Annotated in this window: 23 protein-coding genes; 9 read left to right on the top strand and 14 right to left on the bottom strand. The window is 62.2% G+C overall.

What is annotated here, in order from left to right:
* Positions 1-49: 49 nt before the first annotated feature.
* The 4 genes from ACIX9_RS03935 to ACIX9_RS03925 form a co-directional block, all read right to left on the bottom strand.
* Positions 50-1,591 (bottom strand): ABC transporter permease, encoded by a 1,542-nt coding sequence (locus ACIX9_RS03935; RefSeq protein WP_013579182.1) that lies wholly within the window; start codon positions 1,589-1,591, stop codon positions 50-52.
* Positions 1,592-1,738: 147 nt separating this feature from the next.
* Positions 1,739-2,719, bottom strand: coding sequence for an ABC transporter ATP-binding protein (locus ACIX9_RS03930; RefSeq protein WP_013579181.1), 981 nt, complete (start codon positions 2,717-2,719; stop codon positions 1,739-1,741).
* Between the two features lie 59 nt (positions 2,720-2,778).
* A complete protein-coding gene (locus tag ACIX9_RS26285) occupies positions 2,779-2,943 on the bottom strand; it encodes a hypothetical protein (protein WP_013579180.1) in 165 nt (54 codons plus the stop codon).
* 66 nt (positions 2,944-3,009) lie between these two features.
* Positions 3,010-5,031 carry an alpha/beta hydrolase family protein gene (locus ACIX9_RS03925; RefSeq protein WP_013579179.1) on the bottom strand — a complete coding sequence of 674 codons (2,022 nt, stop codon included), beginning with the start codon at positions 5,029-5,031 and terminating at the stop codon, positions 3,010-3,012.
* A 109-nt stretch (positions 5,032-5,140) separates the two neighbouring features.
* Between ACIX9_RS03925 and ACIX9_RS03920 the strand changes: the two genes are divergently transcribed.
* Positions 5,141-5,704: a lipocalin family protein gene (locus ACIX9_RS03920; protein WP_013579178.1), complete on the top strand. Its 564-nt coding sequence runs from the start codon at positions 5,141-5,143 to the stop codon at positions 5,702-5,704.
* On the opposite strand, the gene ACIX9_RS03915 is transcribed toward ACIX9_RS03920, so the two are convergent.
* Positions 5,681-6,151, bottom strand: coding sequence for an HNH endonuclease (locus tag ACIX9_RS03915; protein WP_049789203.1), 471 nt, complete (start codon positions 6,149-6,151; stop codon positions 5,681-5,683). The two genes, ACIX9_RS03920 and ACIX9_RS03915, sit on opposite strands and share 24 nt — an antisense overlap.
* Before the next feature lie 567 nt (positions 6,152-6,718).
* The gene (locus tag ACIX9_RS27280) at positions 6,719-9,121 is read right to left on the bottom strand and encodes a S53 family peptidase (RefSeq protein ID WP_013579176.1); all 2,403 of its coding nucleotides are present in this window, start codon (positions 9,119-9,121) and stop codon (positions 6,719-6,721) included.
* Positions 9,122-9,171: 50 nt separating this feature from the next.
* On the opposite strand from ACIX9_RS27280, the gene ACIX9_RS26280 reads away from it, so the two are divergent.
* Together ACIX9_RS26280 and ACIX9_RS03900 are read left to right on the top strand one after the other, a co-directional pair.
* Positions 9,172-9,468: a hypothetical protein gene (locus ACIX9_RS26280; RefSeq protein ID WP_013579175.1), complete on the top strand. Its 297-nt coding sequence runs from the start codon at positions 9,172-9,174 to the stop codon at positions 9,466-9,468.
* Positions 9,469-9,544: 76 nt separating this feature from the next.
* Positions 9,545-10,180 carry a thioredoxin family protein gene (locus ACIX9_RS03900; RefSeq protein ID WP_013579174.1) on the top strand — a complete coding sequence of 212 codons (636 nt, stop codon included), beginning with the start codon at positions 9,545-9,547 and terminating at the stop codon, positions 10,178-10,180.
* 125 nt (positions 10,181-10,305) lie between these two features.
* On the opposite strand, the gene ACIX9_RS03895 is transcribed toward ACIX9_RS03900, so the two are convergent.
* Positions 10,306-10,578, bottom strand: a complete 273-nt coding sequence (locus ACIX9_RS03895; protein ID WP_013579173.1) for a hypothetical protein — start codon at positions 10,576-10,578, stop codon at positions 10,306-10,308.
* Between the two features lie 140 nt (positions 10,579-10,718).
* A complete protein-coding gene (locus ACIX9_RS03890; RefSeq protein WP_013579172.1) occupies positions 10,719-11,084 on the bottom strand; it encodes a hypothetical protein in 366 nt (121 codons plus the stop codon).
* Positions 11,085-11,240: 156 nt separating this feature from the next.
* Here ACIX9_RS03890 and acpS point away from each other — a divergent pair, with 156 nt between their 5' ends.
* From acpS to ACIX9_RS03865, 5 genes are all read left to right on the top strand, one after another.
* A complete protein-coding gene (gene acpS / locus ACIX9_RS03885) occupies positions 11,241-11,618 on the top strand; it encodes a holo-ACP synthase (protein ID WP_013579171.1) in 378 nt (125 codons plus the stop codon).
* A gap of 205 nt (positions 11,619-11,823) precedes the next feature.
* Entirely contained in the window at positions 11,824-12,909 is a 1,086-nt protein-coding gene (locus tag ACIX9_RS03880; RefSeq protein ID WP_013579170.1) for an MlaD family protein, read from the top strand.
* A gap of 227 nt (positions 12,910-13,136) precedes the next feature.
* A complete protein-coding gene (locus tag ACIX9_RS03875; protein WP_013579169.1) occupies positions 13,137-15,236 on the top strand; it encodes a M13 family metallopeptidase in 2,100 nt (699 codons plus the stop codon).
* Between the two features lie 287 nt (positions 15,237-15,523).
* On the top strand, positions 15,524-16,771 hold the full coding sequence (locus tag ACIX9_RS03870) for a lactonase family protein (RefSeq protein WP_013579168.1): 1,248 nt from the start codon (positions 15,524-15,526) through the stop codon (positions 16,769-16,771).
* A gap of 142 nt (positions 16,772-16,913) precedes the next feature.
* A complete protein-coding gene (locus tag ACIX9_RS03865) occupies positions 16,914-18,158 on the top strand; it encodes a lactonase family protein (RefSeq protein WP_198152152.1) in 1,245 nt (414 codons plus the stop codon).
* 361 nt (positions 18,159-18,519) lie between these two features.
* Here the strand turns inward: ACIX9_RS03865 and ACIX9_RS03860 are convergent, their stop codons facing one another.
* The 3 genes from ACIX9_RS03860 to pyrH all read right to left on the bottom strand — a co-directional run bounded on the left by ACIX9_RS03860 (position 18,520) and on the right by pyrH (position 20,919).
* Positions 18,520-19,689, bottom strand: a complete 1,170-nt coding sequence (locus tag ACIX9_RS03860; RefSeq protein ID WP_049789201.1) for an acyltransferase family protein — start codon at positions 19,687-19,689, stop codon at positions 18,520-18,522.
* A 239-nt stretch (positions 19,690-19,928) separates the two neighbouring features.
* Complete coding sequence (locus tag ACIX9_RS25585) at positions 19,929-20,126, bottom strand: hypothetical protein (RefSeq protein WP_157477267.1); 198 nt, start codon at positions 20,124-20,126, stop codon at positions 19,929-19,931.
* An 88-nt stretch (positions 20,127-20,214) separates the two neighbouring features.
* Complete coding sequence (gene pyrH, locus ACIX9_RS03855) at positions 20,215-20,919, bottom strand: UMP kinase (RefSeq protein ID WP_013579163.1); 705 nt, start codon at positions 20,917-20,919, stop codon at positions 20,215-20,217.
* Positions 20,920-21,065: 146 nt separating this feature from the next.
* Here pyrH and ACIX9_RS03850 point away from each other — a divergent pair, with 146 nt between their 5' ends.
* Complete coding sequence (locus ACIX9_RS03850) at positions 21,066-21,524, top strand: hypothetical protein (protein ID WP_013579162.1); 459 nt, start codon at positions 21,066-21,068, stop codon at positions 21,522-21,524.
* 69 nt (positions 21,525-21,593) lie between these two features.
* On the opposite strand, the gene ACIX9_RS03845 is transcribed toward ACIX9_RS03850, so the two are convergent.
* The 3 genes from ACIX9_RS03845 to ACIX9_RS23485 form a co-directional block, all read right to left on the bottom strand.
* The gene (locus ACIX9_RS03845) at positions 21,594-23,357 is read right to left on the bottom strand and encodes a RecQ family ATP-dependent DNA helicase (protein WP_013579161.1); all 1,764 of its coding nucleotides are present in this window, start codon (positions 23,355-23,357) and stop codon (positions 21,594-21,596) included.
* A gap of 38 nt (positions 23,358-23,395) precedes the next feature.
* Positions 23,396-23,737 (bottom strand): GIY-YIG nuclease family protein, encoded by a 342-nt coding sequence (locus ACIX9_RS03840; protein ID WP_013579160.1) that lies wholly within the window; start codon positions 23,735-23,737, stop codon positions 23,396-23,398.
* 425 nt (positions 23,738-24,162) lie between these two features.
* Positions 24,163-26,451 (bottom strand): SpoIIE family protein phosphatase, encoded by a 2,289-nt coding sequence (locus ACIX9_RS23485; RefSeq protein WP_013579159.1) that lies wholly within the window; start codon positions 26,449-26,451, stop codon positions 24,163-24,165.
* Positions 26,452-26,571 lie beyond the last annotated feature (120 nt).

Here is a 26,571-nt window from a genome sequence, read left to right as displayed (position 1 = left end):
AGACAAACAAAAGGCTGGCGGGTCCGAATGGGCTTGCCAGCCTTTTTCGTTACTCCGAGGTGGGTTGGACCTGTGGGGTGGGGGCGGGGCCTTCGGTGGGTGGGGTGAGGCGGATGGCGAAGGCGTCGAGGACGACCTGTTTCTGGTCCAGGGTGAGGATGGCGTTGGGGAGGTGGGTACCCTCTACGAAGCTGAGGGGGGTGCCGGGGCATAGGACGTAGTTGTGGCTGGGGTCGGGGTCGCCGGTCCGGAGGCTGAGGGGGACGGTGATGACGGGGTCGAAGTCCAGGACTCCGCCACGGGCACCGAGGTTGGCGCGGCCGGGGAAGGCCTGGGTGGCGGGGCACATGCGGGGGGCTACGTCTGCCGTTACCAGGCTGACCTCAGGCGGGGCGAGGGGGAAGCGGCAGGTTGGGGGTGAGGAGGCGTCGTCCTTTGAGAAGCTGCAGATGCCGTTGCCGGGGACGCTGAAGGGCAGGAGCGTCGCCTTCCAGGTGGCGGGCTTCTGCATCTGGAAGCGCTCGGTGGCGAGCTCCAGGTGGATATCGACCGGGGTGGTGCGGATGCGGTTGAAGATGTCCTGGGGGAGGCTGAACTCGAGGAGCGTGGCAGGGGTTTTGGCACCGATGGGGTTCGAGCCCTGCGAGGAAAGGAAGGGTGAGGTGTAGTTGACGCCGCCGCCGGTGACGGTGACGCGCACGCCCTGGATGACGAAGGTGGAGTCCTCCGCGACGCCTTCAATGCGGGTGGGGAGATTGATGCCGACGAGGTTGCGGACGACGGCGAGGGTGCCAGCGGTGGGGGGGTGGAACTGGTCGGTGAGCGAGGTGAGCTTGGGGGCGGAGGCACCGGAAAGGGTGGGGTAGGCTCCTGCGATGAAGGGGGACGCCGGCAGCAGGACGATGAGGGCGGCGGCGATGGGGGTGGCGATCAGGAGGATGCGCGAGCGCTGGGTCTGGCGGGTCTTGTACTGGTAGACCAGAGCGACGGCGGGGAGGAGGAAGAAGACGGCGAGGAGATCGGCCTGGAGGTGGGGGAGCTGCATCTTCAGGAAGGCGAAGTAGAAGACGAAGCCGGAGACGACCAGCATGTAAATGATGGCGCCGATGACCGAGAGCAGGAGGCGGGCGAAGTTGCTGGTAATGGCGGCGAGGGCGGTGATGGGGAGGATGACGCAGATGGTGAGGAGGACGAGGTTGTGGCCGAGGGCGGGGAGGGCCAGGAGCGGGTGCAGGCCGGCGTGCTTGAGGAGGTAGCACTGGACGAGGAGGAAGGGGAGATAGATGAAGACGGCCAGGAAGAGGATCTTCGCGGCGAGGAGCTTGCCCCAGTGGTAGGGGCGGGAGGTCCAGAACTGGCGGTCGCCTACGAGGGACTCGTCATGGACGAGGCGGGAGATGAGGACGACCCAGGAGATGGGCATGAGGACCTTGAGGAGGACGGCGAGGAGCGCCATGTACGGGGCGTAGGCGCTCGCAGTCCACATGGAGGGGGCGCAGGAGGCGAAGGCGACGAAGAGGAGAAGGACTACGCCCAGCTCCGGGAGGAGGTGGCGGATGTCTTTGCGGAAGATGAGGATGGACTGCGGCATTTGTTGACCTTTCGGGGGGAGCAACGGCAAGAGCAAGTGCAAGTGCCAATACGGAGGTTCTGAGCTTCGCTCAGAATGACGGCGCTTTTGGGGTGGTGACGGCGTTCTTGGTGGTGACGGCGTTATTAGTGATGGCGGCGTTATTGGCTATGCGGGGACGGCGGGGGCTCTTCCGGATTTGGCGAGGGCCAGGAAGATGGCGCGGAGGGTCATGGGGGCTACCTGGATGTCTGGGGCGTAGGGGGTGGGGAAGACGGCGGCGACCTGGGCGGGGATGGATTCGGTGTCGGCGTGGGTGTGGACGAAGCGGGCGGCGGTGAGGGTCTGCTCGAGCAGGAGCCAGGAGTCCGGGACGCCGGTGGCGGTGGGGAGGGTGATGGTGGGTTCGCCGGGTGCGGGTGGCGGGAGGGTGAGGGTGATCTCGCGGAAGCGGCTGGTGAGGGTGGTCATCTCCTCTGCGAAGAGGAGGCGGCCCTGATGGAGGAAGCCGATGTGGGTGGCGAAGGATTCGACCTCTGCGAGATCGTGGGAGGAGATGAGGATGGTGGGGCGGTCGGCGTCGGGGACTGCCGAGAGGGCTTCGGAGCCGGCTAAAGAGCGGGGGCGGACTCGGACCATGAGGGCTTCGATGAGCTCGTCGCGGACGAGGGGGTCGAGGCCGGAGAAGGGTTCGTCAAGGAGGATGATGGAGGGCTTGAAGGCCAGGATGCTGGCTAATGCCGCTTTCATCAGCATGCCGCGGGAGAGGTGTTTGAGCTTGCGGTCCAGGGGGAGCTCTAGTTGCTGGACGAGGGCGGCGTCGTCCCAGGTGGGGTAGAAGCCCTTGAGGTAGCTGAGGAACTGGCCTACGGTCATCCAGTCCGGGAGCTCCTGGTTCTCGCTGGCGTAGGCGATGCGGGTGAAGTCTTCTCCGGTGAGGGTGGCGGTGTCTCGGCCAAGGATGGTGGCGGTGCCGGAGGTGGGGTGGATCATGTTCATCAGGAGCTTGATGAGGGTGGTCTTACCAGCGCCATTGTGGCCGACGAGGGCGAAGACGGCTCCGGCGGGGACGTCGAGGGTGAGGGGGTGCAGGGCCTGCGTGCGGCCGTAGCCTTTGGCCAGGTCTTGAGTGTGAATTGCTGAAGGCATGGGTCTGCTGGTCTCCGATACGTGACGTGTCACTTTGGAGGCTAGCAGAAAGCCTTGAATCAGCGTTGAGTTGTGTTCAAGGAGAACTCACCGCAGTGATGCTGGGCCTGGGCTTGTTCCAGCGTGGGTGCCGAGGGGTTGGGGCGGATGACCTGGCAGCAGGTGGAGCAGATGGACTCGGTTTGTGCGCCAAGACGGGGGATGAACTCTTTGAGTGCGGGCATGGGGACGATTGCTCCGGTGGGATGGGCTAAACCGAACGTAGCCTTGTTGCAACTGAGTGATTAGAGCTATTTGGGTGGGGTTTGGTTGTCCTTCTTCTCCTCCGGGATGATGGTTACGCGGGGGCCGAGGGCTCGGATGAGGTCGGGGATGTCGTAGTGGAGGAGGACGCCGGGGAGGATGTCCTGGGGGGCGTCTTTGGGGATGGGAGTGGCGAGGAGTTGGGCGTAGGTGGGCGGGAGGTTGTGGAGAGTGATGTGTTTGAGGCGGGGGTCTAGAACGGCGGCGTGGAGGAGGATCAGGGCTTCGTGGTTGGAGGCTTCGGCGGTGATTTGGGTGGGATCGATGTTGGGAAGAGAAGCTAGTTCGTCGATTGCTTGCAGGGTGTCTTCCACGCGAAGTCCAAGGAGCGTTTTGCCGACAAGCTCCGCGCGGAGACCAAGAAGATAGTAGGGGCCAAGGAGCGGTGTTTTCAACTCCTCCGAGCCTGCAGGACTTGGGCGGGAGCTGAGGAGCAACGCGGCTTTACCTTCCTCTTCAACCAGATCCATAAAGCGGTTCTGGATAGCGGTGAAGTCTTGGCCTTCGGCGGGTTGGGTGATGGGTTCGTTTGTCAATAAGAGTACGGCTGCGAACTTTGCACCGGGCTTGTGAGGCGGAGACGGGGTAAAGGTGTCGGGTGAAAGAAAGGCGGTCGCGGAGGATTCAGAGAGGAGGGACGGCTTGAAGGGCAGGCCGGGAGTTGGCGGCGGGATTACGAGAACGTCGCGGACATTCTGCTCCAGATAGCGACCAGTGTTCGGCCTCAGTTCCTGACGCATCTTGTGCCCGGGGCCGGCCAGGTTGAGGGTGAAGACGGTTGCGGTGTTGGGGTAGGAGGTGGAGACCTGGCCGGTGGGGGTGACTTGCAGGGCCTCCCTGGGAGCTATGTCAGTTCCCTGCACTGCCGGCGGCACCGCGTGGAGGTTGGTGGCGAAAAACTGGATGATCTGGGGGAGGATGGGTTTTAAGTTGCCGTGGTGGCCGGGGCCGGTGATGAAGGCGAGGGACTTATCGGCGGTGAAGAGGCTGTAGAAGCGGCGGGATTCGGCTTCGGTGGACTGGGCTCCGGCGAAGGGGAACATGTCCTCCGTGGTGGAGATGATGGCGTAGGGGCGGGGGGAGGCGAGTTCGATCCAGTCAGGGAAGTCGAGGCCGTTGGAGAGCCAGCCGGGGGTGGATTGTTCTCCGTCCTGGGGGCCCTGGATGGGGAGGAGGGTGTCGAAGCTGGTGATGTAGCAGGCGGTGCCGGTGGCGGCGATGCGGGGGTCAAGCGCGCCGAGGAGGGCGGTCATGGCACCACCGCCGGAGCAGCCGAAGGCTCCAATGCGGGTGGGGTCGATCTCCGGGCGGGTCTGGAGGTAGTCGACGGCCGTCATGCCGTCCCAGAGCATGTACTTGGCGAGGGTTTCGCCGAGGAGGATGGGCTGGAGGCTGGCTTCGCCGTGCTCGCCGGTGGGCTGTTTGGCGAGGGTCTTCCCAGGGACTGAATGATCTGCTGCGCTCGCCGGGTCCGGGTATTGGAGGCGCTCGCCCTGGCCGAGGGGGTCGTAGGAGAGGACCGCGATGCCGGCGCGGGCGAAGGCGAGGGCGAAGGGTGAATCGCCTGCCTTGCCGGCGGGGGAGTGGCCGGGAGCCATGACGATGGCGGGGAGTTTTGTGCCCTGAGGGACGTCTGGGAGATAGAGGAGGGCGGTGACGTGGAAGTTGGGCTGGGAGTCGTAGAGGAGCTTCTCTATGCGGACTCCGGGGAGGTTGGTGGTGCCGAGGACCTGTGCGTTCAAGGGCGTGCGGGTGGGCAGGGGGCCAATGAGGCGGAGCATGGTTTCGCGGACGTGGGCCTGGCGTGCGCGGGCCTGGGCCTGGGTGTGGATTTTGGCGATCTCGGCTCGGCGGGCGGCGGTCTGGGTGGCTGCGAGGTGGTCGAGGGACTCGATGAGGGCTTTGCGGGCGGCGTTATCAGGGCTGTTGGGGTCTACTCGCGTGGCGGGGGTTTGGGCGGCGGAGGCAAGGGGGGCGAGGGCCAGGACGAGGAGGAGGGCTGCGCGCATGGTTGGATCATTCTGGGTGTCCGGGTGGGGTTGGTCAAGTCAATCTATGCGGCTGTTGATTCGATTGGCGGTTGGTGGGCGGAGTGCATCGTATGGTGAGGAGATTTGGATGATGAGGATTGTGGCGGGTCTGGTTCTGGGGGCGTTTGCGGCGGTGGGGGCGCGGGGGCAGTCGGTGATCCCGCTGCAGAAGCTGGATCTGAAGAAGTTTACGGGGACCTGGTACGAGGTGGCGCTGCTGCCGGATAAGAAGCAGAAGACATGCGTGGCGGATGCGGTGGTGCTGTTCTCCGAGAAGAACAAGCCGAGGCAGTTTGAGCTGGTGAACTCGTGCCTGATGAAGAATGGTTTTTCCAATGTGCGGAACGGGGACGGCAAGCAGGATAAGCAGGAGGATGGGAAGCTGAAGGTGATCTATCTTTGGCCGTTCTCCGTGAAGCACTGGGTGCTGGCTGCGGACCCGGATTATCAGTGGGCTCTGGTTGGGACTCCGAATCACAAGAACCTGTATGTGCTGACCAAGGACAAGACGCCCTCCGACGCCCTGATGGCGGAGTTGAAGGCAAAGGCTTCGGCGCAGGGGTTCGATGTGGGGAAGCTGATTATGATGCCGCAGAAGCGTCCGCCTACGATGACTACAGGCGAGAACTCAGGCACTTCGGCGAAGCCTTAGACGAAGCTGGGCGGTGACCTCGCGGTGACAGGGCAGGCAGAGGGTGCGGAGGTTGTCCAGGTCGCACTGGCCTCCGCCTTCGGCTACGGGGAGGATGTGGTCTGCGTCCCAGAGGGAGCGGCGGCTGGTGATGGTCTTCATGCCGTAGAGGGAGAGGCCGGCGAGGCGGGATGCGCCCCGGGCGCGTTTGAGTGCGGCGTAGATGGCGGGGGTGTCGGCTTGGCAGAGGGCGCAGAGGCCGTGGTCGCGGGCGAAGACCTGGTCGCGGAGATAGCCGGGGTCGGTGCGGAGGCGGTGCTGGTGGACGCAGTAGTCGGAGCAGAAGGTGCGGCGGCGCTTGGCGAGGATTTCGAGCTCGCACCAGCGGCAGAGGGGCTTGCCTAAAGGGCCGATGGGTAAGGCTTTGGGCTTGATGCGGCCGCCTTGTAGGGTGCGAGGGGGGAGCATGACTGTCTCAGGATAGTTCAGGGTCGTGAGGGTGAGTGGTCCGACCAAAGGTTAGTGGCTAGAAGGTAAACCTTGGGGTTTGTGGTGAGTTGTGGGGGATTGTGGTGAGTTTTAGGGTTTGGTTAGGGTTTTGGGGTGTTTTATTTGGGTTTCTTAGGCAGGTGAGAGACGATTTGTGGTGCGAATGTCACCATAAATTGCCGCAAGTACACCGCAAATGGATGTTTATTCACCATGGTTGTTGCTTGGCGGAAAATTTGTTGGCGAATCGGAGGTGACGCGAGGATTAGACGTTTGTGCAGCCCTCTATGTGTCGGGCCTTCAGCCCTTGGAGCTTTGGTGGCCGTGTACCTAGGCCTTCGGCCTAGGCTGTTATGTCGTCGCGCCTTCAGCGCTCAGGGTTCGGGCCTGTCCGTGGACTTCTGTTGGTGCTGCGGGGCGAGCGGGCAACCGGAGCGAGCGGGGCAAAAACGTTCAGGGCGGATGCTGCGAGGCCGGCCAGAGATAAGGTCTCGCAGAGCGAAGGCCAGCCAGGGAGAAGGGCTGCCAAGGCGAAGGCCAGTGCCTCTAGTTGACGATGAGGGTGAGGTTGGTAGAGATGCTTAGGGTGGTGGTAGGGGTAGCGGTGCTGGCGGTTACTGTGACGGTGTAGGTGCCGGGGGTGGTGCCTCCGGTGAGGGTGGTGGGGGTGGAGGTGCCGTTGCTGCCGCCGCTGCCGCAACCGGCCAGGAAGAGGAGGGTCGCCAAGGAGGCAAGGGCGGGGCGGAGAGTTTTGCGGCGGCGGGTGATGGCCAGGAGGAAGATGGCGGCGAAGGCTATGGCGGCTCGCGGGCTGAGGTTGGCGTGGGGGGCTGTGCTGCCGATGGTGAGGGTGGTGGAGGTGGTGGCGGGGTATGCGAGGCTGGCGGGGGTGATGGTGCACGTGGGAGTGATGGAGGTGACGGGCGAGACGGCGCAGGTGAAGGCGATCTGACCGGTGAAGTTGCTAGTGGTGGCTATGTTGATGACATCCGTGATGGGGGTTCCTGCGGTGGTCGAAAGGGCGGTGGTGGTGGGGACCAGCGTGAAGGTGGGGGTGGGGGTGATGGCGGGGGTGGCGGCGGTGAGGAAGGCGGAGACGTCGAGCGAGCCGAGGCCGGTGACCTGGTCGTAGCCGGTGGTGAGGGGGAAGCCGGCGAGGCCGCCGGTGAGGGCTGTGGCGGATGGCGTGGAGTTGTTGCAGGTGCTGGCGGTGGTGGTGGTGCAGGAAGACACGCCGCTGGTGGCTGGGGTGGGGTCGTGGAAGGCGGTGGGGGTGCTGGCGGCAAGGCGGTAGAGGAGTGGGTTGAGGTTGCCCTGGGCTGCGCCTAGTTTCTGGTTGAGGAGGGCGGCTACGCCGGCCATGGAGGGGGCGGAGGCGGAGGTGCCTCCGAAGGCGAGGAGGCTCTTGGTGCAGTCGGCACCGGCGTAGGCGAGGCAGGAGAAGTAGCCGTTGTGGGTGGAGGCGGAGAAGGAGATGTCGGGGACGTCACGGGCGGCGTCTGCGGGGACGCCGGTGCCGGCCTGGTAGGTGGGTTTGGCGATGACAGTGCTCTTGCCTCCGCCGGATGCGCCGACGACGAAGGGTGTCGCGGGGGTGGTGCTGGTGGGCTCGTTCCAAGCTCCTTCCGGGATGTAACTGAGGATGGAGGAGTGGTTGGTGGCGTTGTTGGTGGTGGACCAGTAGGAGGCGGTGGCGGTGAGGTCCGAGAACTGGGTTCCGCCGACGCAGGTGACGTATTGTGAGGCGCAGAGGTCCGAGATGGAGAGCGCCTGGGTGGCGGGGGGTGTGCCCTGGGATTCGCAGCCTGCGGCTCCCGCGTCGCCTGAGGAGACGAAGACGCCGATGCCCTGGGCGGCGGCCTGGGCGAAGACGCTGCTTTCGTAGTTGATGTATGCGGGGGTCTGCTGGGCCTCGCAGGCACCGAAGCTGAGGGAGAGGATGGGGTCTCGGACGGTGTTGATGGCGTAGAGGATGAGGTTTTCCGTGACGGTGCCGTTGAGCCAGTTGGTGGAGATGATCTGGTCGACGGAGACGCCAGGGGCGGTGCCGTAGACGCGCTCGAAGTCGAGTGTGCCTTCACCCTGGTCGGTGTTGCTGGTCATGCCGGGGTCTGCGAAGCCGGTGCCGGTGGGGACGATGTAGGTGGGCTGGGCGGCGGGGAGGCCGGAGAGGGACTCCCAGGTGGTGAGGTCGGAGGGCAGGAGGCGGGAGCCGCCGACGATGGCGACGCGCTGGCCGGTGCCGGTGGTGCCTGCGGTGTAGACCGGGGTGACGTCGTAGGCGATGGCGAAGTCGGTGGGGGCGAGGAGGTGGACGGCGCCGCTGCTGAGGGTGTAGTCGGGGCTCAGGTTGGTTTGGGCCACCGGGATTGGGGCGGTCTGGTGGAGGCTGGTGTGGAATGGGGTTTGGGTTAGGCCGCTGATGTAGGCGATGACGGGGGTTAGGGCGGCGGGGATGATGGGGTCTGAGGTGGGGGCTTGCGTGGTGCGGGTGCCTAGCGTGTAGGTGTGGAGGCTGGTCTGGAAGGCGGCGGAGACTATGGCTGCGGGGGCGGTGGCCTGGATGTAGGTTCGGCTGGGGGTGATGGCTTCTATGGTGATGCCGCGGGAGGTGAGCCAGGTGGTGACGGCTTCGAGGTCCTGGGGGGTGGGGCCGAACTGCTCGCCGATCTGGGTGGGGGTGAGCCAGTGGTGATAGCTCGGGGAGGCGGGATTTTGTTGGGCGATGAGGAGCTGGTCGAAGGCGGATTGGCGCTCGGGCGAGCGGGTGAGGGCGAGGATGAGGGGGATGGGGGTTGCGTCGGGGATGGGGCCGCGATCGTTTGTGGGGATGGCCCAGGTGGGGCGGTGGCCTGCGAGGGGGGCGAAGGTGGTGAGGCTGGGCTGCTGGGCGGGTGCGAGGGTGGTGGCGAGGAGCATGAGAGCCGGGAGGAGGTTGCTTAGGCGCATGGGAGTGCTGTCACGATACTCGATGGGGATGGGGTGGGCAAGGATCGAAGGTGGGATGGACGGGGGGATTCCCGGGGTGGGAATGGTTTGGGTTTGGGTGGCAGGTGCAAGGCAAGAGCCCGGGGCTGAAGCCCCTTTTTTTGTGGGGCTTTGACGGGGGCCTGAAGGCCCCCTCTAATCCGAACGGCGACGGCAACGGCAACGGCAACGGCAACGGCAACGGCAACGGCAACGGCAACGGCAACGGCAACGGCAACGGCGACGGCGACGGCAACTGCAACGGCGACGGCAATTGCAACGGCAACAGCAGATGCCAATACGGAGGTTCTGAGCTTCGCTCAGAATGACGACCTTTACTCAGAATGACGACCTTTGCTTAAGTGGCGGTGGCGAGCGGCCTATGATGGTCTGGAGGAGATACCGATGTCTAAGACGGAGTCAACAATGGTGGAGTTGGGGACGGTTGCTCCGCCCTTTGAGCTGCGGGATGTGGTGAGCGGGCGGGCTATGGGGCGGGATGATGTGCTGGCGCTGGCCTGGGACGATGCGATGTCCGATCAGACGAATCTGACGGCGGGTAGTGGGGCTCCAAAGAGTGGGCGGCATGGGTTGCTGGTGATGTTCGTGTGCGTGCATTGTCCGTATGTGAAGCATGTGGAGGTGGAGCTGGCGCGGATCGGGGTGGACTACCAGGGGAAGATTGCGATTGCGGCGATCAGCTCCAACGACATTGTGGCGTATCCACAGGATGGGCCGGAAGAGATGAAGAAGCAGGCGGAGCGGCTGGGGTGGCGGTTCCCTTACCTGCTGGATGAATCGCAGGAGGTGGCGCGGTCTTATGACGCGGCTTGTACGCCTGATTTCTTTTTGTTCGATGCGGGGATGAGGCTGGTTTATCGGGGGCAACTGGATGGGAGCCGGCCTCGGCGTGGGGATTCTGGGAATGACGAGCCGGTGACGGGGGTGGATCTGCGGCGGGCTATGGATGAGGTGGTTGCGGGGCGGACGCCTGGGGTGGAGCAGAAGACCAGTCTGGGGTGCAATATCAAGTGGCGGTGATGGGGTAGTGGAAGAGCAGTGATGGGGTAGTGGGAGGGCAGTGGACTTGTAGTGAAGGAGCAGTGAACGGCAAAAACGATATGGCCTCGGAGGGGTGCTCCGAGGCCATTCTTCTGCTGATGAGTTTAGTAGCTGGCTTTTTGGCTGCTGGCTGCGTCTGAGCCGTGCTGCTTCACCATCTTGTTGTAGAGGCCGAGGATGAGGAACGGGGCGACCCACTGGCCGATGAAGAGGGCCTCATGCTCCTTCTTGGCGGCCTTGAAGGCGACCGAGCCGAGGATGGAGGCGATGGCGGCACCGAGGAAGATGCTGGACGGGACTTTGGATGTGACCTGCTCGATGGCTGCGGTGACTTGATCTTCCTGGGAATCACCAGGGGCTACGCGATAGTCGGTCATGGGACGAATCTCCTTGTGCGGACGTGCCGCTTGTAAGGAGAGGGATGCGGATTTTGGGGGTGGCGGAGATGAAATTCTGAGAACGTTCGAACTTTTTGTGAGACGAACATTCTTATGGCGGGATGTTGCTGAGTTGGGGATCAGGCGAGGCTGGAGCCGGTCATCATAAGGGAGTGGAGGGTTACGTCGTCCAGGAAGCTGAGCTCAAGGCGGAGGCTGATGACGCGGTTGGGCTGGGCGGTGCGCATGACGTGCTGGCGGCAGGTGCAGAGGTCGGTGAGGGTGGCGTGGGCGGTGCGGGTGAGCTCGATGCCGGCTTCGACGAGAGCGGCGTAAAGGTCTGCGATGCCGCGAAGCTGGATTTCGAGGCGGAACTCGATGGTGCTGGTGGAGGTGGTGGTGCGCTCAAGCACCCAGCCGCCGGAGTGGGTGAAGGCCTGAGTGAGGGCAGGGATGAGGCCCTGGCGGTCTTCGTAGCTGTAAGCCTGTAGATCGAGTGTCTGCATGAGTTCCCTGTTCTCCTTGGACCGCGCCATGTTTGGCTACAGAGGCATTATCGGAGTGATGGGACGTGTGGCGCAGTTCTGTTCATGACAGGGGGGCACGGTTGTCACGTGACGTTTGAGCCCCGGTCGAACGAAGATGGTATGGAGGGACCTGAAATGGTGATGGGAATTGGGACGGATCTGACGGAGATTGGGCGGGTGGAACGGAGCATCGCGCGGTTTGGCGAGCGGTTTCTGGAGCGGGTGTTTACGGCTGGGGAACAGGCGTATTGCCTGCGGAAGAAGGGGTCGGGTGAGAGCTTTGCGGCGCGGTTTGCGGCGAAGGAGGCTGGGGCCAAGGCGCTGGGGACGGGGATCAGCCGGGGGGTGAGCTGGAAGGAGTTCGAGGTGCGGCGGGAGCCAGGGCAGAGGCCGACGCTGCACCTGAGCGGGCGTGCGGCGGAGTTGGCGAAAGCGATGGGGGTGGTGAGGATCTCTTTGAGCTTGACGCACTCTCGGGAGCTGGCGATGGCGGTGGTGATTATGGAGCAGTGAGACCTGCAGTGATGGAGCAGTGAGGAGGCAGTGATGGGGTAGTGGTGGGGCAGAGTGCGAGTGTTTGAAACTTGGGGGCGCGTTTTGGCATCCATCTTAGGCACGGGAATCTATTTCGTGGGCCTGCGCTGCGTCCGAGGTGCGGCTGCATGCTGTTGTATTCTCGGGATTAGTTAGTGGCAGGGGACGGATTTCAAGGAGAGCTATGCCGAGTCAGCAGGAGGTTCGATGGTCGCAACTGAAGATTGGGGTGATCGTGCTGGTCGCGGCTGTGATCCTGGTGACGCTGCTGTTCCTGATGACGAGCTCTTCGGGGTTGGGTGTACTTTCGAAGAAGCTTACGGTGAGCGTCTATTTTGAGAACGCGGCCGGCATCAAGGAAGGCGCTGCGGTCAATCTTCAAGGGGTGACGATCGGCGCGGTGAAGAGTGTTTCCGTGACGGCCGATCCGGCGCGCAAGCTGACGCCGGTGCGGGTGGTGATGAAGCTGGACAGCAAGTATCAGTCTGAGTTGAAGGAAGACTCGACTGCGGCACTGACGACGGTGGGCGTGCTGGGCGATACGGTGGTGGACATCAACAGCCAGGTGGCGCATGGCGCTCCGCTGAAGGATGGCGATGAGCTGCATACGCTGGAGACGCCGAGCATTACGGATGTGGTGAAGGCGAGCCAGGGGACGATCGAACAGTTGAACGTGATTCTGGCGAAGATGAATACGATTGTGGACAATCTTCAGTCGGGCAAGGGCTCCGTGGGGCAGTTGATCAATAACCCGGACCTTTATAACAAGGCGAATGCGACGGTCGAAGAGCTGCATACGCTGGAAGTGAACCTGAATAACGGTAAGGGCTCGATCGGCAAGCTGGTGACGGACGATACGATGTACAACCGGCTGAACGATGCGGCGGGCAAGCTGGACCAGATTGCGACGTCGCTGCAGGGCGGGCATGGGACTGCGGGCAAGCTGCTGTATGACGAGACGCTCTACAACAACCTGAACGCCACGCTGACCAAGACCAATGCGCTGCTGGGCGATGTGCAGAACGGCAAGGGCGCGGCGGGAATGTTGATCAACGATCCGGCGTTTGCGCAGCAACTGCGGGATACTTTGAGCAATACGAATGCGATTGTGGCTGGCGTGAACCAGGGCAAGGGGACGCTGGGCAAGCTCGCCAACGACGACCAGGCTTATACGAACCTGAACAAGCTGCTGACGGAGAGCACGCTGCTGGTGACGACGATTCGGCAGGACCCGAAGAAGTATCTGACGATTCACTTGAAGATCTTCTAGGGTTCGGGCGAACGGCGTAACGAGGATAAAAGGGAAAGAAGGATTAAGGCGGATTGGGGCGAGAGCTCTGGTTCGTCTTTCTCTTTTTGGGCCGTGCTGGGCGGCTGATATATGGAATTTTTTGGGTTGCGAGGATTCCGCTATCGGGCGGGGTGTGGTTTGGGGTAATCTTCCGCTATTCCTTCGTTTTTCTTTCAGGCAATCTTCACCTTTCATCCAGGAGTTTCATGCGTATTCAGTCAGTTGCTTCGTACCTCCTCCTCTCCGGCACGCTGCTTGCGGGCGGCAGTGCTTTGGGCCAGAACGTGGTTTCAACGGACGATAATGGGCCGACTTCGGCTCCGAAGAAGCCGATGAGCTTCGATCTGAGCTCGATCGACAAGACGGCCGATCCTTGTACGGACTTCTACCAGTACGCTTGCGGCAACTGGATCAAGAACAATCCGATTCCGCCGACCGAGACTCGCTGGGGCAGCTTCAATACGCTGGGCGAGCAGAACCAGTACCTGCTGTGGAAGGAACTGTCCGCCGCGGCTGCGAATCCGAAGACTCCGCTGCAGACCAAGTACGGCAACTACTACGCGGCCTGCATGGACGTGAAGCGGGTGAACGAGCTGGGCGTGAAGCCGATTCAGCCGGAGCTGGCGCAGATTGCGGAGCTTACGGACAAGAAGAAGCTGGCGGCGCTGGATGTGGCGCTCGAGAACACGTACGGGTCTGGCTTCCTGTTTGGGGTGGCCGTGGGCCAGGACCAGAAGGACTCCAGCAAGCAGATTCTGCAGACGGGCCAGGGCGGGCTGACGCTTCCCGACCGCGAATACTATCTGTCCGACGATGCTCGGAATGCGAAGATTCGCGAGCAGTATGTGGACCACGTGACGAAGATGTTCGTGCTGATGGGCGATACGCCGGAAAAGGCTGCGACCGAGGCTGCGGACGTGATGCGGATTGAGACGGCGCTGGCGAAGGGCTCGATGAGCCGGACGGAGATGCGCGATCCTGCTGCGCGTTATCACATCACGACGATTGCGCAGTTGCAGGAGCTGAGCCCGGACTTTGACTGGCACGTGTTCCTGACGGGCGTGGGCGTGGCGCAGGCGACGACGATCAACGTGAGCTCGCCGGGCTTTGTGAAGACGGTGAATACGCTGGTGGATACGGAGAGCCTGGAGGCGCTGAAGACGTACATGCGCTGGCATGTGCTGCATGGCGCGGCTGCCTATCTTTCGGAGCCGTTTGTGGATGAGAACTTCAACTTTTTTGCCAAAACGCTGACCGGGCAGAAGGAACAGCAGCCACGGTACAAGCGTTGCACTCGCCTGACCGATGGCGCGCTGGGTGAGGCTGTGGGGCAGGACTGGGTGAAGGAGAACTTCCCGCCCGATGCGAAGGCGAATATGGAGAAGCTGGTTGCTGCGCTGCGCAAGGCGCTCGATCAGGATATTCAGCAGCTTCCGTGGATGAGCCCCGAGACGAAGGTCGAGGCGGAGAAGAAGCTGGTGGCGTTCCGGCAGAAGATCGGGTATCCGGAGACGTGGCGCGACTACAGCAAGCTGACGGTGAAGCGGGATGACTTCGTCGGGAACCTGGCGCGGAACTCCGTGTTCGAGCGGAACCGCAACCTGGGCCGCCTGGGCAAGCCGGTGGATGAGACCGAGTGGGGCATGACGCCGCCGACGGTGAACGCCTACTACAACCCGCCGCAGAACGACATCAACTTCCCTGCCGGGATTCTGCAGCCTCCGTTCTTCGACAACACGAAGGACCCGGCGGTGAACTTTGGCGGGATCGGTGTGGTCATTGGACATGAGATGACGCACGGGTTCGACGACCAGGGCTCCAAGTATGGGCCGACCGGCAATGTGAAGTACAACACGGATGGAACGCTGGGAAGCTGGTTTACGCCGGAGGATCAGAAGAAGTTCGACGAGCGGACTAAGTGCGTTGCGGACGAGTACAGCGGGTTCAACGTGGCTGAGGGGCAGAATCTGAATGGGCGGTTGACGCTGGGTGAGAACTCGGCTGACAACGGCGGCATCCGGATTGCGTACCAGGCGCTGCAGCAGGTGATGGCGAAGCAGGGCATCTCGCCTACGAGCCAGATTGATGGCTACACGCCGGCGCAGCGGTTCTTCATCAGCTTTGGGCAGGTCTGGTGCTCCAACCAGACGGAGCAGTCTGCGCGCGTGCTGGCGAAGACCGATCCGCACAGCCCGGGCAAGTGGCGGACGGACGGGACGGTGCAGAACTTCGACGAGTTCGGCAAGGCTTTCAGCTGCAAGGTTGGCCAGCCGATGATGCCGGAGAAGAGCTGCCGGGTGTGGTAGAGGCAGGGATCAGTGGTCAGGGATCAGTGGTCAGTTAGAGCAGGGTCCGGGCTTTTTGCCTGGGCCTTTCTGTTTGTGAGGGGGTTATTTGTGGAAGTTTGGGAGGTTCGCTAACGAAGGAAAGGGCGTTTCCGTCCAAAGGCCACCGTTGACCGTGTGTGGAATGCTCTGGATTGACTCTATGGAAAGTGGCATAAAGTCCATTCAGCTTCTACAATAATCTGAGGAACAGACCCCAACATTAGTTTGCTCGCGAGCCGTTTCACAGGCGAGGCATAAGGAAGCGCATGAAGTTCAGCAAGATTGGCCGGATCGTATCGGCTTTGGTAGCGTCAGCATCACTCGGTTTGGGCATGACGGCTTGTGGCGGCGGCACCATCGGATATTTGTGGGCTCTGGGGACTTATTACAACCAGATTTCGGGCTTTCTGATCGACGACTTTACGGGCAATCTGACGGCCATTCCGCAGTCTCCGTTCTCGTCCGGGGGCACGAATCCGGTTACGATTCTGGTCAAGCCGGGCGGGCGTTTCGTCTATGTGATCAACCAGGGTTCGAACGACACGGTTGCTCCGACGGCTACTGCCAATGCGTCGCAGTCCGTGGCGGGCAACATCTCCGAGTATTCGGTTGGCGGCGACGGTACGTTGACGTTCCAGCAGACGTTCACCAGCCAAGGTGTTCACCCGATGTGGGCGACCCTGGATTCGACCGGCAACTTCCTGTACGTGCTGGACAAGTATGCTCCGGACGCGACGGGTAACGGTTCGATCACGGCGTTTACCGTGGCTGCCGATACCGGCCGTCTCGCCTTGCTGCCCAACGCGGCGATCAAGAATGCGAACGGCACTCCGACGGCCTACTTCTCTGTCTCGGCGAGCCCGATCATGACGAAGGTTGGATCGGGCGGCTGCCTGTATACGATGAATGCGAACTCGGTCTATGCGTATGTGCAGAGCTCGACGACGGGCCAGCTGACGCTGGCGACGACGGGATCGCAGTCGATCGGCAATGGCAGCGCGGTGCAGTTGAGTTCCATCAACACGAGCGGCTCGGCTGGGTTCATCTATCTGACGGACTCCGGTCAGAACCAGATTTACTCCTTCCAGGCGGGCGGTACGGCCTGCTCGCTGGCGCAGATCAACGGCAGCCAGACGGCGAACGTAGCGACCACGCTGCAGCCGGTGAACTCGATCGTGAGCTCAAACGGCCACTTCCTGTACGTGATCAACCAGGGCTCGACCGGCGGCACGCAGTCTCCGACGGCAAGCTCGATCTCTGCGTTCACGATCAACTCGCTGGGCCAGATCGCTACGCTTTCGGACTCCTCGAACCCGTACTCGACGGGCTCCGGGCCGGTGTGTCTCGCACAGGATCCGAGCAACCAGTATCTGTATACGTCGAACAACACGGACGGCACGATCACGGGCAAGATCATCGACCAGAACCGCGGGGTGCTTGCACCTCTGCAGCGCGGCTCGACGTTCCCGTCGACGATGAAGTCAACGTGCCTGGCCATCAGCGGAAGCCTGTAAGGTTCCGCTGCTGGCGGCTGTCTCACTTGAATTTTGGATTAGAACCTCAGGATGGATTGCGGGCTGTACCCTGGCCCGGGAGTAAGGGAAGCGCATGAAGTGGAATAGCACGGGCCGTGTTGCGAAGGCCTTAATGGTATCGATGGCGTTGGGACTGGGAATGACGGCATGCAGCCGTGACTTTACGGTTGCGTACCTGTACGCGACATCGGCGACGAGGACGACGAGCGGCGTGATCAACGCTTATTCGATCGACTACCAGTCGGGCGCGCTGCAGCAGTTGGCTGACTCTCCGATTCCTTCGGGCGGCAGCAACCCTGTGACGCTGGTGGCCTCGCCCAACGGCAAGTACATCTATGTTCTGAACCATGACACCTCCACGGTGGTGGCGTTTGCAGTGGGTACGGACGGTAAGCTGTTCCCCCAGGCGACGACCAACGTGGTGCAGGGCAACGGTCTGATCGGGAGCTTCCCGACCGCGGCGGCGATCGACGGGACCGGCAGCTACCTGTACGTGACGTTTACCTACCAGAACGGCTACACGTCGGCTCGTCCGGGACCTGGCGGCATTGCGGTGTTCCCGATCACGGCCTCGACCGGCGCGCTGGGTGCTCCGGTGACGAATACGACGGTGGGCACGACGGCAGCGAATCCGCTTCCCTACTTCCCGACGGGCATGAGCCCGGTGGGCGTGACGGCGAGCCTGCTGCATAACTTCGTTTACGTGGTGGAGCAGGATACGACGACAAGCAATGGTGTCACGAGCAACGTCGGCAATATCCTTGCGTTCAGCAACGGGCCTGCAAGCGGCACGGAGAACGGCACGCTGATCCCGATTGCGGGTACGGCTACCGTGAATGCGACGACGTTGACCGGCTTCAAGGTGGGTACGACGCCGAGTGCGATTGCGGAAGATCCTTCCGCCCACTTCGTCTACGTAACCGACCAGGCGACGAACCAGCTTTACGCCTTCAACGTGATCACCAACGGCGCGCTGCAGTCCAACTCCAGCTCACCGTTTTCGACCGGGCAGTTCCCGCTGGGTCTGACGATCGATCCCCGCGGCCTGTTCCTGTACGTGGCTAACTTTGGCGACAGCACGGTTTCGGCCTACGCGATCAACCAGGGCAACGGAGCACTCTCCGGTGTGGCGGGTACGACGCAGGTTTCAACCGGACCGACGTGCGTGACGGTCGAGCCTGCACTGGGTATTTATCTGTACACCTCCAACAACACGGACCCAACCGTTTCGGCCGAGCAGTTGAATCCGCATACGGGCTCGCTGACCTCAGTCCAGGGCACACCGTATACGGCGCAGACGCTTCCGACCTGCGCGGTGTCTGTGGCGAATGGGTCGCATGCTACGGAAGTGGTCAACGCGAACTAAGAGTAGTTTGGTACGACAGAAAGGCCCTGCCATTGCGGCAGGGCCTTTTTGTTTTGGGTGGTGTTCTCTTCTTCATTGAATGAGCGGGGATGGCTGATGGGTAGTGGGTGTGCGCTTGCAGCGCGGCAGACGGCGGGGGGCTGCAACGGCAACGACCCGGGGCTGAAGCCCACTTTCTTTGTGGGCTCGGGACGGGGGCCTGAAGGCCCCCTCTAATCCGAACGGCAACGGCAACGGCAACGGCAACGGCAACGGCAACGGCTTTGAGGCTTTATGAGCTGCATGTTTCCCACCCATCGCGTGAAGCTGCGATGGATGGGGCACGGAGGATTTTGAGGTGGCTTGGGAGGGGGATGTCTGGCTAGGCGGGGTTGGGGGTGAAGGTTTTGAGGACGAACTTGCGGGCGGGGCCTTCGTAGAAGCGCAGGATGCCGAAGGCTACGGCGATGATCACGATGTAGGAGATCCAGGGGTCGAAGCGGGCGATGTGGAGGCGCTCCGGCAGGTGGTAGTAGTGGATGAGCAGGAAGGCGTTGAAGTGGATGAGATAGAGCGAGAAGGTGGTCTCGCCGATCTTGACCAGGGGCTTCCAGGAGAAGGCGGAGGTGATGACGCCGGGACCGGCAAGGCCGAGGAGCAGCATGGCGAAGAGGGGGAGCAGCAGGCAGCCGTGGATGAGGACGTAGGGGATCTGGTCGACGGCGGTGGCGAAGAAGAGGGCGAGGCCGCCGAGGGCGATGGCTGCGAGGAGAGTTCGGTGGGCGGGCTTGAGGGTGAGGATGCCGTGGAGACGGGCGAGCAGGACGCCGGCGGTGAAGGTGCAGATGTATGCCGGGGGGCTGTACTTGAGGGCGCGGAGCCAGTAGGCATAGGTGTAACGGGTGGCGGGCGCGGTGAGGTGGTCGGGATTGAGGAGGAGGTAGGTGGTGTGGGGGATGAGGCCGACGATCCAGATGACGCCGATGAGGGCTATGAGGCGGCCGGGGGTGGCGATGCGGTGATTCACGGACTTGAGGAGCTTGAGAAGGTAGGGGAAGAGGAAGTAGAGGGCGATCTCGGCCGGGACGGTCCAGGCTACGGTGTTCCAGTAGGTGGCGAGGATGGGGCTCCAGGACTGGAGGGCGAAGGGGGTGAGGACGATGCCGAGAATCCAGTCGAAGTAGGTGTGGGCGGGTCGCTCCGCGATGACGACGAAAGGGATGGAGAGGGCGAGGACCAGGAGATAGACGGGGTAGACGCGGGAGAGGCGGGCTACCCAGAAGGAGCGCTTGGAGAGCGTGGGGCGGTCTGCGTAGTTGTACGCGAGGACGAAGCCGGAGATGAGGAAGAAGAAGCCGACGAAGACGTAGGCGTTGTCCAGCAGGGGGGTCAGGAAAGCGGGGTGGGGCGGGGTGAAGTGGAAGAACATGATGTTGATGGCGAGGAGGGTTCGGAGGCCGGTGAGGGCTGGGAGGGCGGGCTTGCGGGAGGGCAGAGCGGGAGGGTTCGGGTCCGGGAAAGACTCGGCTTGGGCGTGGTTTGGCTCAAGTATGGCGGTGGGCGAGATTTTGCTCTCCTTGAAGTTCCGGACTACTAGAGTCTGACGCTTTTTTTAGGGTAGAAGTTTGTGGCGGGGTGGATTTTTGGGGGAAGAAGCAGGCAACGGTAATGCAACTGCCAATACATGGGTCCTTCGCTTCGCTCAGGATGACGGCGTGGAACAAACAACGGCAACAGCGTAAAACGAGCAACGGCAAAGGCGAGTGCCAATACGGAGGTTCTGAGCTTCGCTCAGAATGACGAGCTTAAAACGAACACCAGCAACTGCAAGAGCAAAGGCAACAACCAATACGGAGGTTCTGAGCTTCGCTCAGAATGACGACGCTTAAAACGAACAACAGCAACTGCAAGAGCAAAGGCAACGGCAAAAGCAACGGCAAAAGCAACGGCAAAAGCAACGGCAAAAGCAACGGCAAAAGCAACAGCCAATACAGAGGTTCTGAGCTTCGCTCAGAATGACGACGCTTTATTTGGAGGTGAAGCCTTTACCGTGAAGACCCTTGAGGTTTCGAGGAAGCTAGGGAGTCACGAGGGTTCCGAGGGGCTCGCCGGCTACGACGCGGGTGATGTTGCCCTGCTCGCGCATGGAGAAGACCATCATGGGCATGTTGTTGTCGCGGCAGAGGGAGACGGCGGTGGTGTCCATGACCTTGAGGTTGGCGCGGAGGATCTGGTCGTAGGAGATGGTCTCGTAACGGACGGCCTTGGGGTCGCGCTTGGGGTCGGCGGAGTAGATACCGTCGACGGAGGTGGCTTTGAGGAGGATGTCTGCCTTGATCTCCATGGCGCGGAGGCTGGCGGCGGTGTCGGTGGAGAAGTAGGGGTTGCCGGTGCCGGCGGCGAAGATGACGATGCGGCCCTTTTCGAGGTGGCGCATGGCCTTGCGGCGGATGTAGGGCTCGGCGACCTGGTGCATCTCGATTGCGGACATGACGCGGCAGAAGAGGCCTCGCTTTTCGATTGCGTCCTGCAATGCTATTGAATTGATCACTGTTGACAGCATGCCCATGTGATCGGCTGCGACGCGATCCATGTCAATGGCCTGCTGGGCTACGCCGCGGAAGAAGTTACCGCCGCCGACGACGATGGCGATCTCGCAGCCGAGGGCGTGAACGTCTGCGATCTCTTCGGCTACTTTGTGAATGAAGATCGCGTCGATGCCGAAACCGGAGCCCGCTGCCAGGGCTTCTCCGGAGATTTTGAGGAGAACTCGCTTGTACATGTCAGTTGCTAGTATCGCATGGGTGCGCGGGGCGGACGGGGTACGGAAGTTGCAGGATGGGGCAGTTCGCGGGATTTCCACGCAACTTGTTGGGGGCGGCTGGGTATATGGAGGTGCGGGTGCGAAACCCGAAAGGAGATGAAGCTATGCGTATGAATCTGAAGTGGATAGCAGCAGCGGGAATGATGGCGGCGATGGTGCCTTTTGCAGGAGCGCAGCAGGTTCCGGGACCGCATCCGGCGTATCTTCATGCGTTGAGCGATCTAAGGGCGGCGAGGCATTATCTGAATGACGGATGGGCGTGGCAGCCGGTGAAGCATGACGACAATGCGGCGATCCGGGAGATCGACGCGGCGATCAACGAGATCAAGATGGCGGCGATCGAAGATGGGAAGGGCGTGAACGATCCGTTCCCGATCGATGCGCATGTGAGCCCGCATGACCGGTTCCGGAAGGCGAACGAGCTGCTGTGGTCGGCGCATAACGACCTGAGCAAGGCGGAGGATGTGCCGCAGAGCCGCGGGCTGAGGGATCGGGCGATCCTGCATGTGGATCGGGCGCATGGGATTGTGGACAATACGGAGCGGACGGCTAAGTGGGAGTAAGGGTCTCCGGGTAGAGCTGTGGAAACCCACGTCTCAGACGCGAGACGTGGGGCACCCGGTTGTGGCGATTCAAGCGGCGGTTAGGAAGTCTGATTTGAGGCGTTTGGTGCCGGCTTTGATGAAGTCTACTGTGATGGTTTCTCCTTCTATCTTGAGGATCTTGCCGGTGCCGAAGGTGGCGTGATGGACCTCGTCGCCCTTCTGGAAGGGTGACGCTTGGGTGGGTTGGAGGAGGGTTTCGGGGGCTGTGGTCTGGATCTCGCCGTAGGGGGTTTGGACGTGGGTGACGTCCTGGCTGGGTTCCTTCTCTGGCTCGGCGGCTTCCCTGCTTTGTTTGTGGTAACCGAGGATTTCTAACGCGTGGTGGTGGGGGATCTCGTGGGTGTGGGCGCAGTTGTCGCAGCGGAGGCAGGGGTTGCCTTCGGGCTCGCCGAAGTAGGCGCGGATGATCTGGACGCGGCAGTTGGGGGTCTCGGCGTAGTGCATCATCTCTTCAAGGCGGGCTTTGTCTGAGGCGGCGCGTTCGATGTAGGTGTTGAGGAGTTCTTCGAGGGCTTCGGGGGTGGGGGGCTCGGCGGTGGTGAGGGTGTAGGTGGTTCCCTCTTTTTGGATCAGACCAGCTTCAAGGAGGAGGTGGAGGATGACCTGGGTGCGGCGTTTGCCGACCTCGGCCTCGGCTGCGATTTGTTCCGGGGTCTCTTCTGCTTCGTGGCTGCCTTGTGCGATGGCCTGATAGACGGCTTCGAGGTCGTGGGGTTTGGGGTAGCGGCCGGCGAGGAAGAAGTTCTGGATCTTGCGGTCTTCGAGGCGGTAGAGGAGGACGGCGTGAGCGGGTTGGCCGTCGCGGCCGGCTCGGCCTGCCTCCTGGTAGTAGGTTTCGAGCGAGTCGGGGAACTCGTAGTGGTAGACGAAGCGGATGTCGGGCTTGTCGATGCCAAGACCGAAGGCTTTGGTGGCGATCATGACCTTGTGGGTGCCGTGCATGAACTCCTGCTGGATGAGTTCGCGGTCGCGGGTCTTCATTTTGCCGTGGTAGTGGGCGGTGGAGATGCCCTGGTCGGTGAGGTGCTGGTAGAGCTCGTCTGCGGCGCGGACGCTGGCGGTGTAGATGATGCCGGTTCCCTGTTCGCGGGTGAGCATATCGGTGATGCGGGCTAGCTTGGCTTCGTTCGAGACGGTGGGGTGGACGGAGAAGAAGAGGTTCTCGCGCTCGATGCCGGTGTGGATGCGGGTGGCGTCCTCGGCGTGGAGGGATTGGAGGATTTCGAGGGCGACCTGCTCGGTGGCGGTGGCGGTGAGGGCGAGGACGGGCGGGTCGCCCAGGGCTTTGCGGGCGTTGCCGATGGAGAGGAAGGCGGGGCGGAAGTCGTGGCCCCACTGCGGGATGGTGTGGGCTTCGTCGACGACGAGGAGGGAGATGCCGCCGGCGTCTTTGAGTTCTGCGATGAAGGCGGGGTCCTGGAGGCGCTCGGGGGTGACGTAGATGAGCTGGGCGACGTGGTCGTCGATCTCTTTTGTGGCTGCGGCGGCTTGTTTTGCGGTGTTGGCGGAGTTGAGCTTTTCTACGTGGACGTGGGCTTGCTCGGCTTTATCCTGCTGGTCCTGCATGAGGGAGATGAGGGGGCTGACGACGAGGACGGGTTTGGGGAGGAAGAGGGCTGGGAGTTGGTAGGTCAGGGACTTGCCTGCGCCGGTGGGCATGAGGGCCAGGGTGTTATGGCCTGCGAAGACGGAGGCGAGGACTTCCTTTTGGCCGGGGCGGAAATGCTTGATGTTGAAGCGGGAGCGGGCTTCTTGGAGGATTCTGGGCCAGGGGATGGGGGAGTTCTTCACCCGGGGTTCGATGCTTGGTGGGGCTGGTTGGTTTTGAGCTAGAACGTGACCGGTGCGGAGAGTTTTGTCTCGTCAAACGATGGCGCTGGAGTTCCCCATGCGGCGCTCAAATCTTGCCAGGTGGGATTGTGGGAGACGACGAGTTGGATCTTTGTGATGCGGTGCATGTTCTTGATCTGTGATTCGCGGAGGATGGCTTCTTCGATGGTTTCGAAGCCTTGGTAGTAGACGAGTCGATCGATGTTGTATCTGGCTGTGAAGGACGTTGGGTGAAGCTTGGATTTGTGTTGGGCGACTCTGATCTGGAGGTTAGAGGTGACGCCTGTGTAGAGGCGCTTTCCCTTGCTGGCGAGGATGTAGACGTGACCGCCCTTTTCCATGGGTGCAGGGTAGCAAGGTTGAGGCCTGGGTGAGATGACGAATTGAGTGGTGAGCGAAGATAGGCTGTGCGGGTGCCGTTTTGGGACGCTGCTTGCGTTTTGAGGGGGATAAAACAGGCAACGGCAAGAACCAATACGGAGGTTCTGAGCTTCGCTCAGAATGACGAGCTAAAACAAACAAACAAAAACAAGTGCAAGTGCAACGACAACCGCAAGAGCAACGGCAAATGCAGCGACAACAGCAAGAACAACGGCAAAGACAAATACGGAGGTTCTGAGCTTCGCTCAGAATGACGAGCTTTTTTTTGGGGGGTGGCGGACGTCGTGGGTGTGACGGCTGTGGTGGATGGGCGAGTGGGTCAGGTGAGGCGGGCGAAGACTATGGTGATGACCAGAGCTGAAGAACTCCGAGAGTTCATAACCCTCTATGTCAATCTGGCAAACACTATGGTGATGTCGTCGGGTTGTTCGCCGTCGCCCATCCAGTCTTTTAGGCATTGGACGGTGTAGTTGGCTATGGCGGGCAGGGGGCGGTGGCGGTTCTTGCGGATGACTTCGATGAGGCGGTCTTCGCCGAACTCTATGCCGTCCTGTTCGGGCTCGGTGAGGCCGTCGGAGTAGGCGATGAGGAGGTCGCCGGGGTTGAGTTGGACGGTGGCTTCCTTGTACTCCATGCCGCCTAACAGGCCTACTACTGAGCCGCCTGCTTCGAGACGGGTGACCTTGCCGTCTGAGCACAGGACTAGTGGCGGGAGGTGGCCGCCGTTCGAGTAGGTGAGGCGGCGGGTGGCGCTGTCGTAGGAGGCGAGGAAGAGGGTGGCGTACTTCTCCGGCTGGGTGCTGGAGTAGAGGTGCTGGTTGAGGAGCGAGAGGAGCTTGCCGGGGGATGGGAGCGGCTCGGCCAGGGCGGGGGCGGCGTTGGGGGTGATGGCGGTGATGGACTTCTTGTTGCCACCCTGGAGGTAGACGCGGACGGCGGAGTAGAGGGACGACATGAGGAGGGCGGCAGAGATGCCCTTGCCGCTGATATCGCCGAGCGCGAGGTAGACCTGGGCGGTGCCCATGGGGATGAAGTCGTAGTAGTCTCCGCCGATGGTGCGGGCGGGGTTGCAGATGCCGTAGAGCTCGAGCCCGGGGAGGCCGATGGGGGTGTGGGGAAAGAGGTTGTTCTGAACCTCGTGGGCGATGTTGAGCTCGTTCTGCATGCGGTCTTTTTCGCGCTGCTGCACCATGAGCTCGGCGAGTGAACCGGACATGGTGTTGAAGGAGGTGGCGAGGGCGGCGAGCTGGTCGCGGCGTTTGACGCGGATGCGATGGAGGAGATTGCCGGTCTCGATCTGGCGGGTGGCGAAGTAGAGGTCGGCCACCGAGGCGGTGATGGTGCGGATGAGGCCGATGGCGAGGAGCAGCGCGAGAAGCTCCAGGATGCCGAAGGTGGCTGCGGTGACGGCGAGCGCAATGCGGATGAAGCTGCCGACCTCCAGCGAGTTGCTGAAGAGACGCTTGTAGAGGAGCGAGGGGCGCGACTGGATCATCATCCATGCGCCGACCTTCTCGCCTGTCTTCCAGGAGTAGACCTGCAGGGGGGAGCTGGCGAAGACGGGCCAGTCAAAGGAGTTGTGAGCTGGGGGGAGGGTTCCGCCGTGGAGCGAGGTGAAGGAGTTGAACTCGTCGTCTAAGTCGGAATCGGTTTTGTGTTTGTGGAGGTGCGGCGTCTTTGGGGTGCCGGGCTTGCCGATGGTGAAGACGGGCTTGACGGCGTTGCCGTCAGCCTTGGCGATGACGACTACGTTGCCATCGTCATCTTTCATCTCTCCCTTGCCCGTTTCCTTGCCGACGGCGAACTGGGCGTGATCGTCTTCGTCATCGATCTTCTTTTTGTCGTCCTCTGTGTAGTTTGCGCCGAGGCTGGTGTGGACGCCGATGCCGGGGCTGATGTTGAGCGAGCCGAGGCCGGTGGCGAAGGTGGTGACCTGCTCCTCGCCGAAGGGTGTGGATTCGAGCACGAGGATGGAGTGGGAGTCGGTCTGGGCTCCTCCGGCAGCGCAGAGGTAGAGCTTGCCATCCGCGGCGACGAGTCCGCTGAAGCCGGGATGCAGCCATGCGGGAGGCGCAGGCGTGGCGAAGGGGCTCGCTGGTGCGGAGGCTGGGGGCTGGGTTGAGGCAGCGTGGGGGGTGAGGGTGTGGAGTGTGCCATCCTCCCAGACGTGGGCGACGTTGTGTTCTCCGGCTCGGCCGAAGTTTGTTTCGTTGGTGAGGATGGAGAGGGGCAGGTGGGCGATGGCGTCGGAGCGATGCGAGGCGAGGGCGAGGTCTTCATCGATGCCGGTCATGGCGGCGCTGGTGCCGAACTGGCCGGCGAAGACGTAGCTGGCGATGGAGATGAGCGTGCCGAAGAGGAGGATGGGCGCGAGCGCGAGGAGGAGACAGGTGACGATGAGGCGGTTGCGGACCTTCCAGAGGATGTGGCCCATGATCCATCGCCAGATGAGGATCATGAGGAAAAGGGTCAGGACGGACATTGCCGTGAAGGCCAGAATCCAGAAGAGTTTGCCTATGGTGCCGGGGACAAAGGTGGCGGATGCGAAGGCGATGAAGCTGACGAAGACGAGACGGATGGTGGCGTGCTCGATGAAGCCACTGGGCGGGCGGCGGGCGACGGCTGCGAAGACGGATGATTCTGCGTTGCGGAGGCGCTGGGACAGTGGATTCATTGGTATGGCTTCACGTTACATCATGTGGCTGGGGAGTTTTACGGAAGATGGGGCGGAACGGTTCCGCGAATTGGTTTTTCGGTTCCGGGTGTGTCTGTCATGCACGGGACAGACGTAACT

It is taken from the genome of Granulicella tundricola MP5ACTX9 (assembly GCF_000178975.2).
Classification (GTDB): Bacteria; Acidobacteriota; Terriglobia; order Terriglobales; family Acidobacteriaceae; genus Edaphobacter; species Edaphobacter tundricola.
The sequence above is the reverse complement of the archived record's forward strand: the minus strand, read 5'-3'. Positions and strand labels throughout refer to the sequence as shown.

What these genes read in the sequence shown, in the direction of transcription:
- ACIX9_RS03935 (WP_013579182.1), bottom strand. Translation starts at nt 1,591, where the DNA reads ATGCCGCAGTCCATCCTCATCTTCCGCAAAGACATCCGCCACCTCCTC.
- ACIX9_RS03930 (WP_013579181.1), bottom strand. Translation starts at nt 2,719, where the DNA reads ATGCCTTCAGCAATTCACACTCAAGACCTGGCCAAAGGCTACGGCCGC.
- ACIX9_RS26285 (WP_013579180.1), bottom strand. Translation starts at nt 2,943, where the DNA reads ATGCCCGCACTCAAAGAGTTCATCCCCCGTCTTGGCGCACAAACCGAG.
- ACIX9_RS03925 (WP_013579179.1), bottom strand. Translation starts at nt 5,031, where the DNA reads ATGCGCGCAGCCCTCCTCCTCGTCCTGGCCCTCGCCCCCCTTGCCTCC.
- ACIX9_RS03920 (WP_013579178.1), top strand. Translation starts at nt 5,141, where the DNA reads ATGATGAGGATTGTGGCGGGTCTGGTTCTGGGGGCGTTTGCGGCGGTG.
- ACIX9_RS03915 (WP_049789203.1), bottom strand. Translation starts at nt 6,151, where the DNA reads ATGCTCCCCCCTCGCACCCTACAAGGCGGCCGCATCAAGCCCAAAGCC.
- ACIX9_RS27280 (WP_013579176.1), bottom strand. Translation starts at nt 9,121, where the DNA reads ATGCGCCTAAGCAACCTCCTCCCGGCTCTCATGCTCCTCGCCACCACC.
- ACIX9_RS03900 (WP_013579174.1), top strand. Translation starts at nt 9,545, where the DNA reads ATGTCTAAGACGGAGTCAACAATGGTGGAGTTGGGGACGGTTGCTCCG.
- ACIX9_RS03895 (WP_013579173.1), bottom strand. Translation starts at nt 10,578, where the DNA reads ATGACCGACTATCGCGTAGCCCCTGGTGATTCCCAGGAAGATCAAGTC.
- ACIX9_RS03890 (WP_013579172.1), bottom strand. Translation starts at nt 11,084, where the DNA reads ATGCAGACACTCGATCTACAGGCTTACAGCTACGAAGACCGCCAGGGC.
- acpS (WP_013579171.1), top strand. Translation starts at nt 11,241, where the DNA reads ATGGTGATGGGAATTGGGACGGATCTGACGGAGATTGGGCGGGTGGAA.
- ACIX9_RS03880 (WP_013579170.1), top strand. Translation starts at nt 11,824, where the DNA reads ATGCCGAGTCAGCAGGAGGTTCGATGGTCGCAACTGAAGATTGGGGTG.
- ACIX9_RS03875 (WP_013579169.1), top strand. Translation starts at nt 13,137, where the DNA reads ATGCGTATTCAGTCAGTTGCTTCGTACCTCCTCCTCTCCGGCACGCTG.
- ACIX9_RS03870 (WP_013579168.1), top strand. Translation starts at nt 15,524, where the DNA reads ATGAAGTTCAGCAAGATTGGCCGGATCGTATCGGCTTTGGTAGCGTCA.
- ACIX9_RS03865 (WP_198152152.1), top strand. Translation starts at nt 16,914, where the DNA reads ATGGCGTTGGGACTGGGAATGACGGCATGCAGCCGTGACTTTACGGTT.
- pyrH (WP_013579163.1), bottom strand. Translation starts at nt 20,919, where the DNA reads ATGTACAAGCGAGTTCTCCTCAAAATCTCCGGAGAAGCCCTGGCAGCG.
- ACIX9_RS03850 (WP_013579162.1), top strand. Translation starts at nt 21,066, where the DNA reads ATGCGTATGAATCTGAAGTGGATAGCAGCAGCGGGAATGATGGCGGCG.
- ACIX9_RS03840 (WP_013579160.1), bottom strand. Translation starts at nt 23,737, where the DNA reads ATGGAAAAGGGCGGTCACGTCTACATCCTCGCCAGCAAGGGAAAGCGC.
- ACIX9_RS23485 (WP_013579159.1), bottom strand. Translation starts at nt 26,451, where the DNA reads ATGAATCCACTGTCCCAGCGCCTCCGCAACGCAGAATCATCCGTCTTC.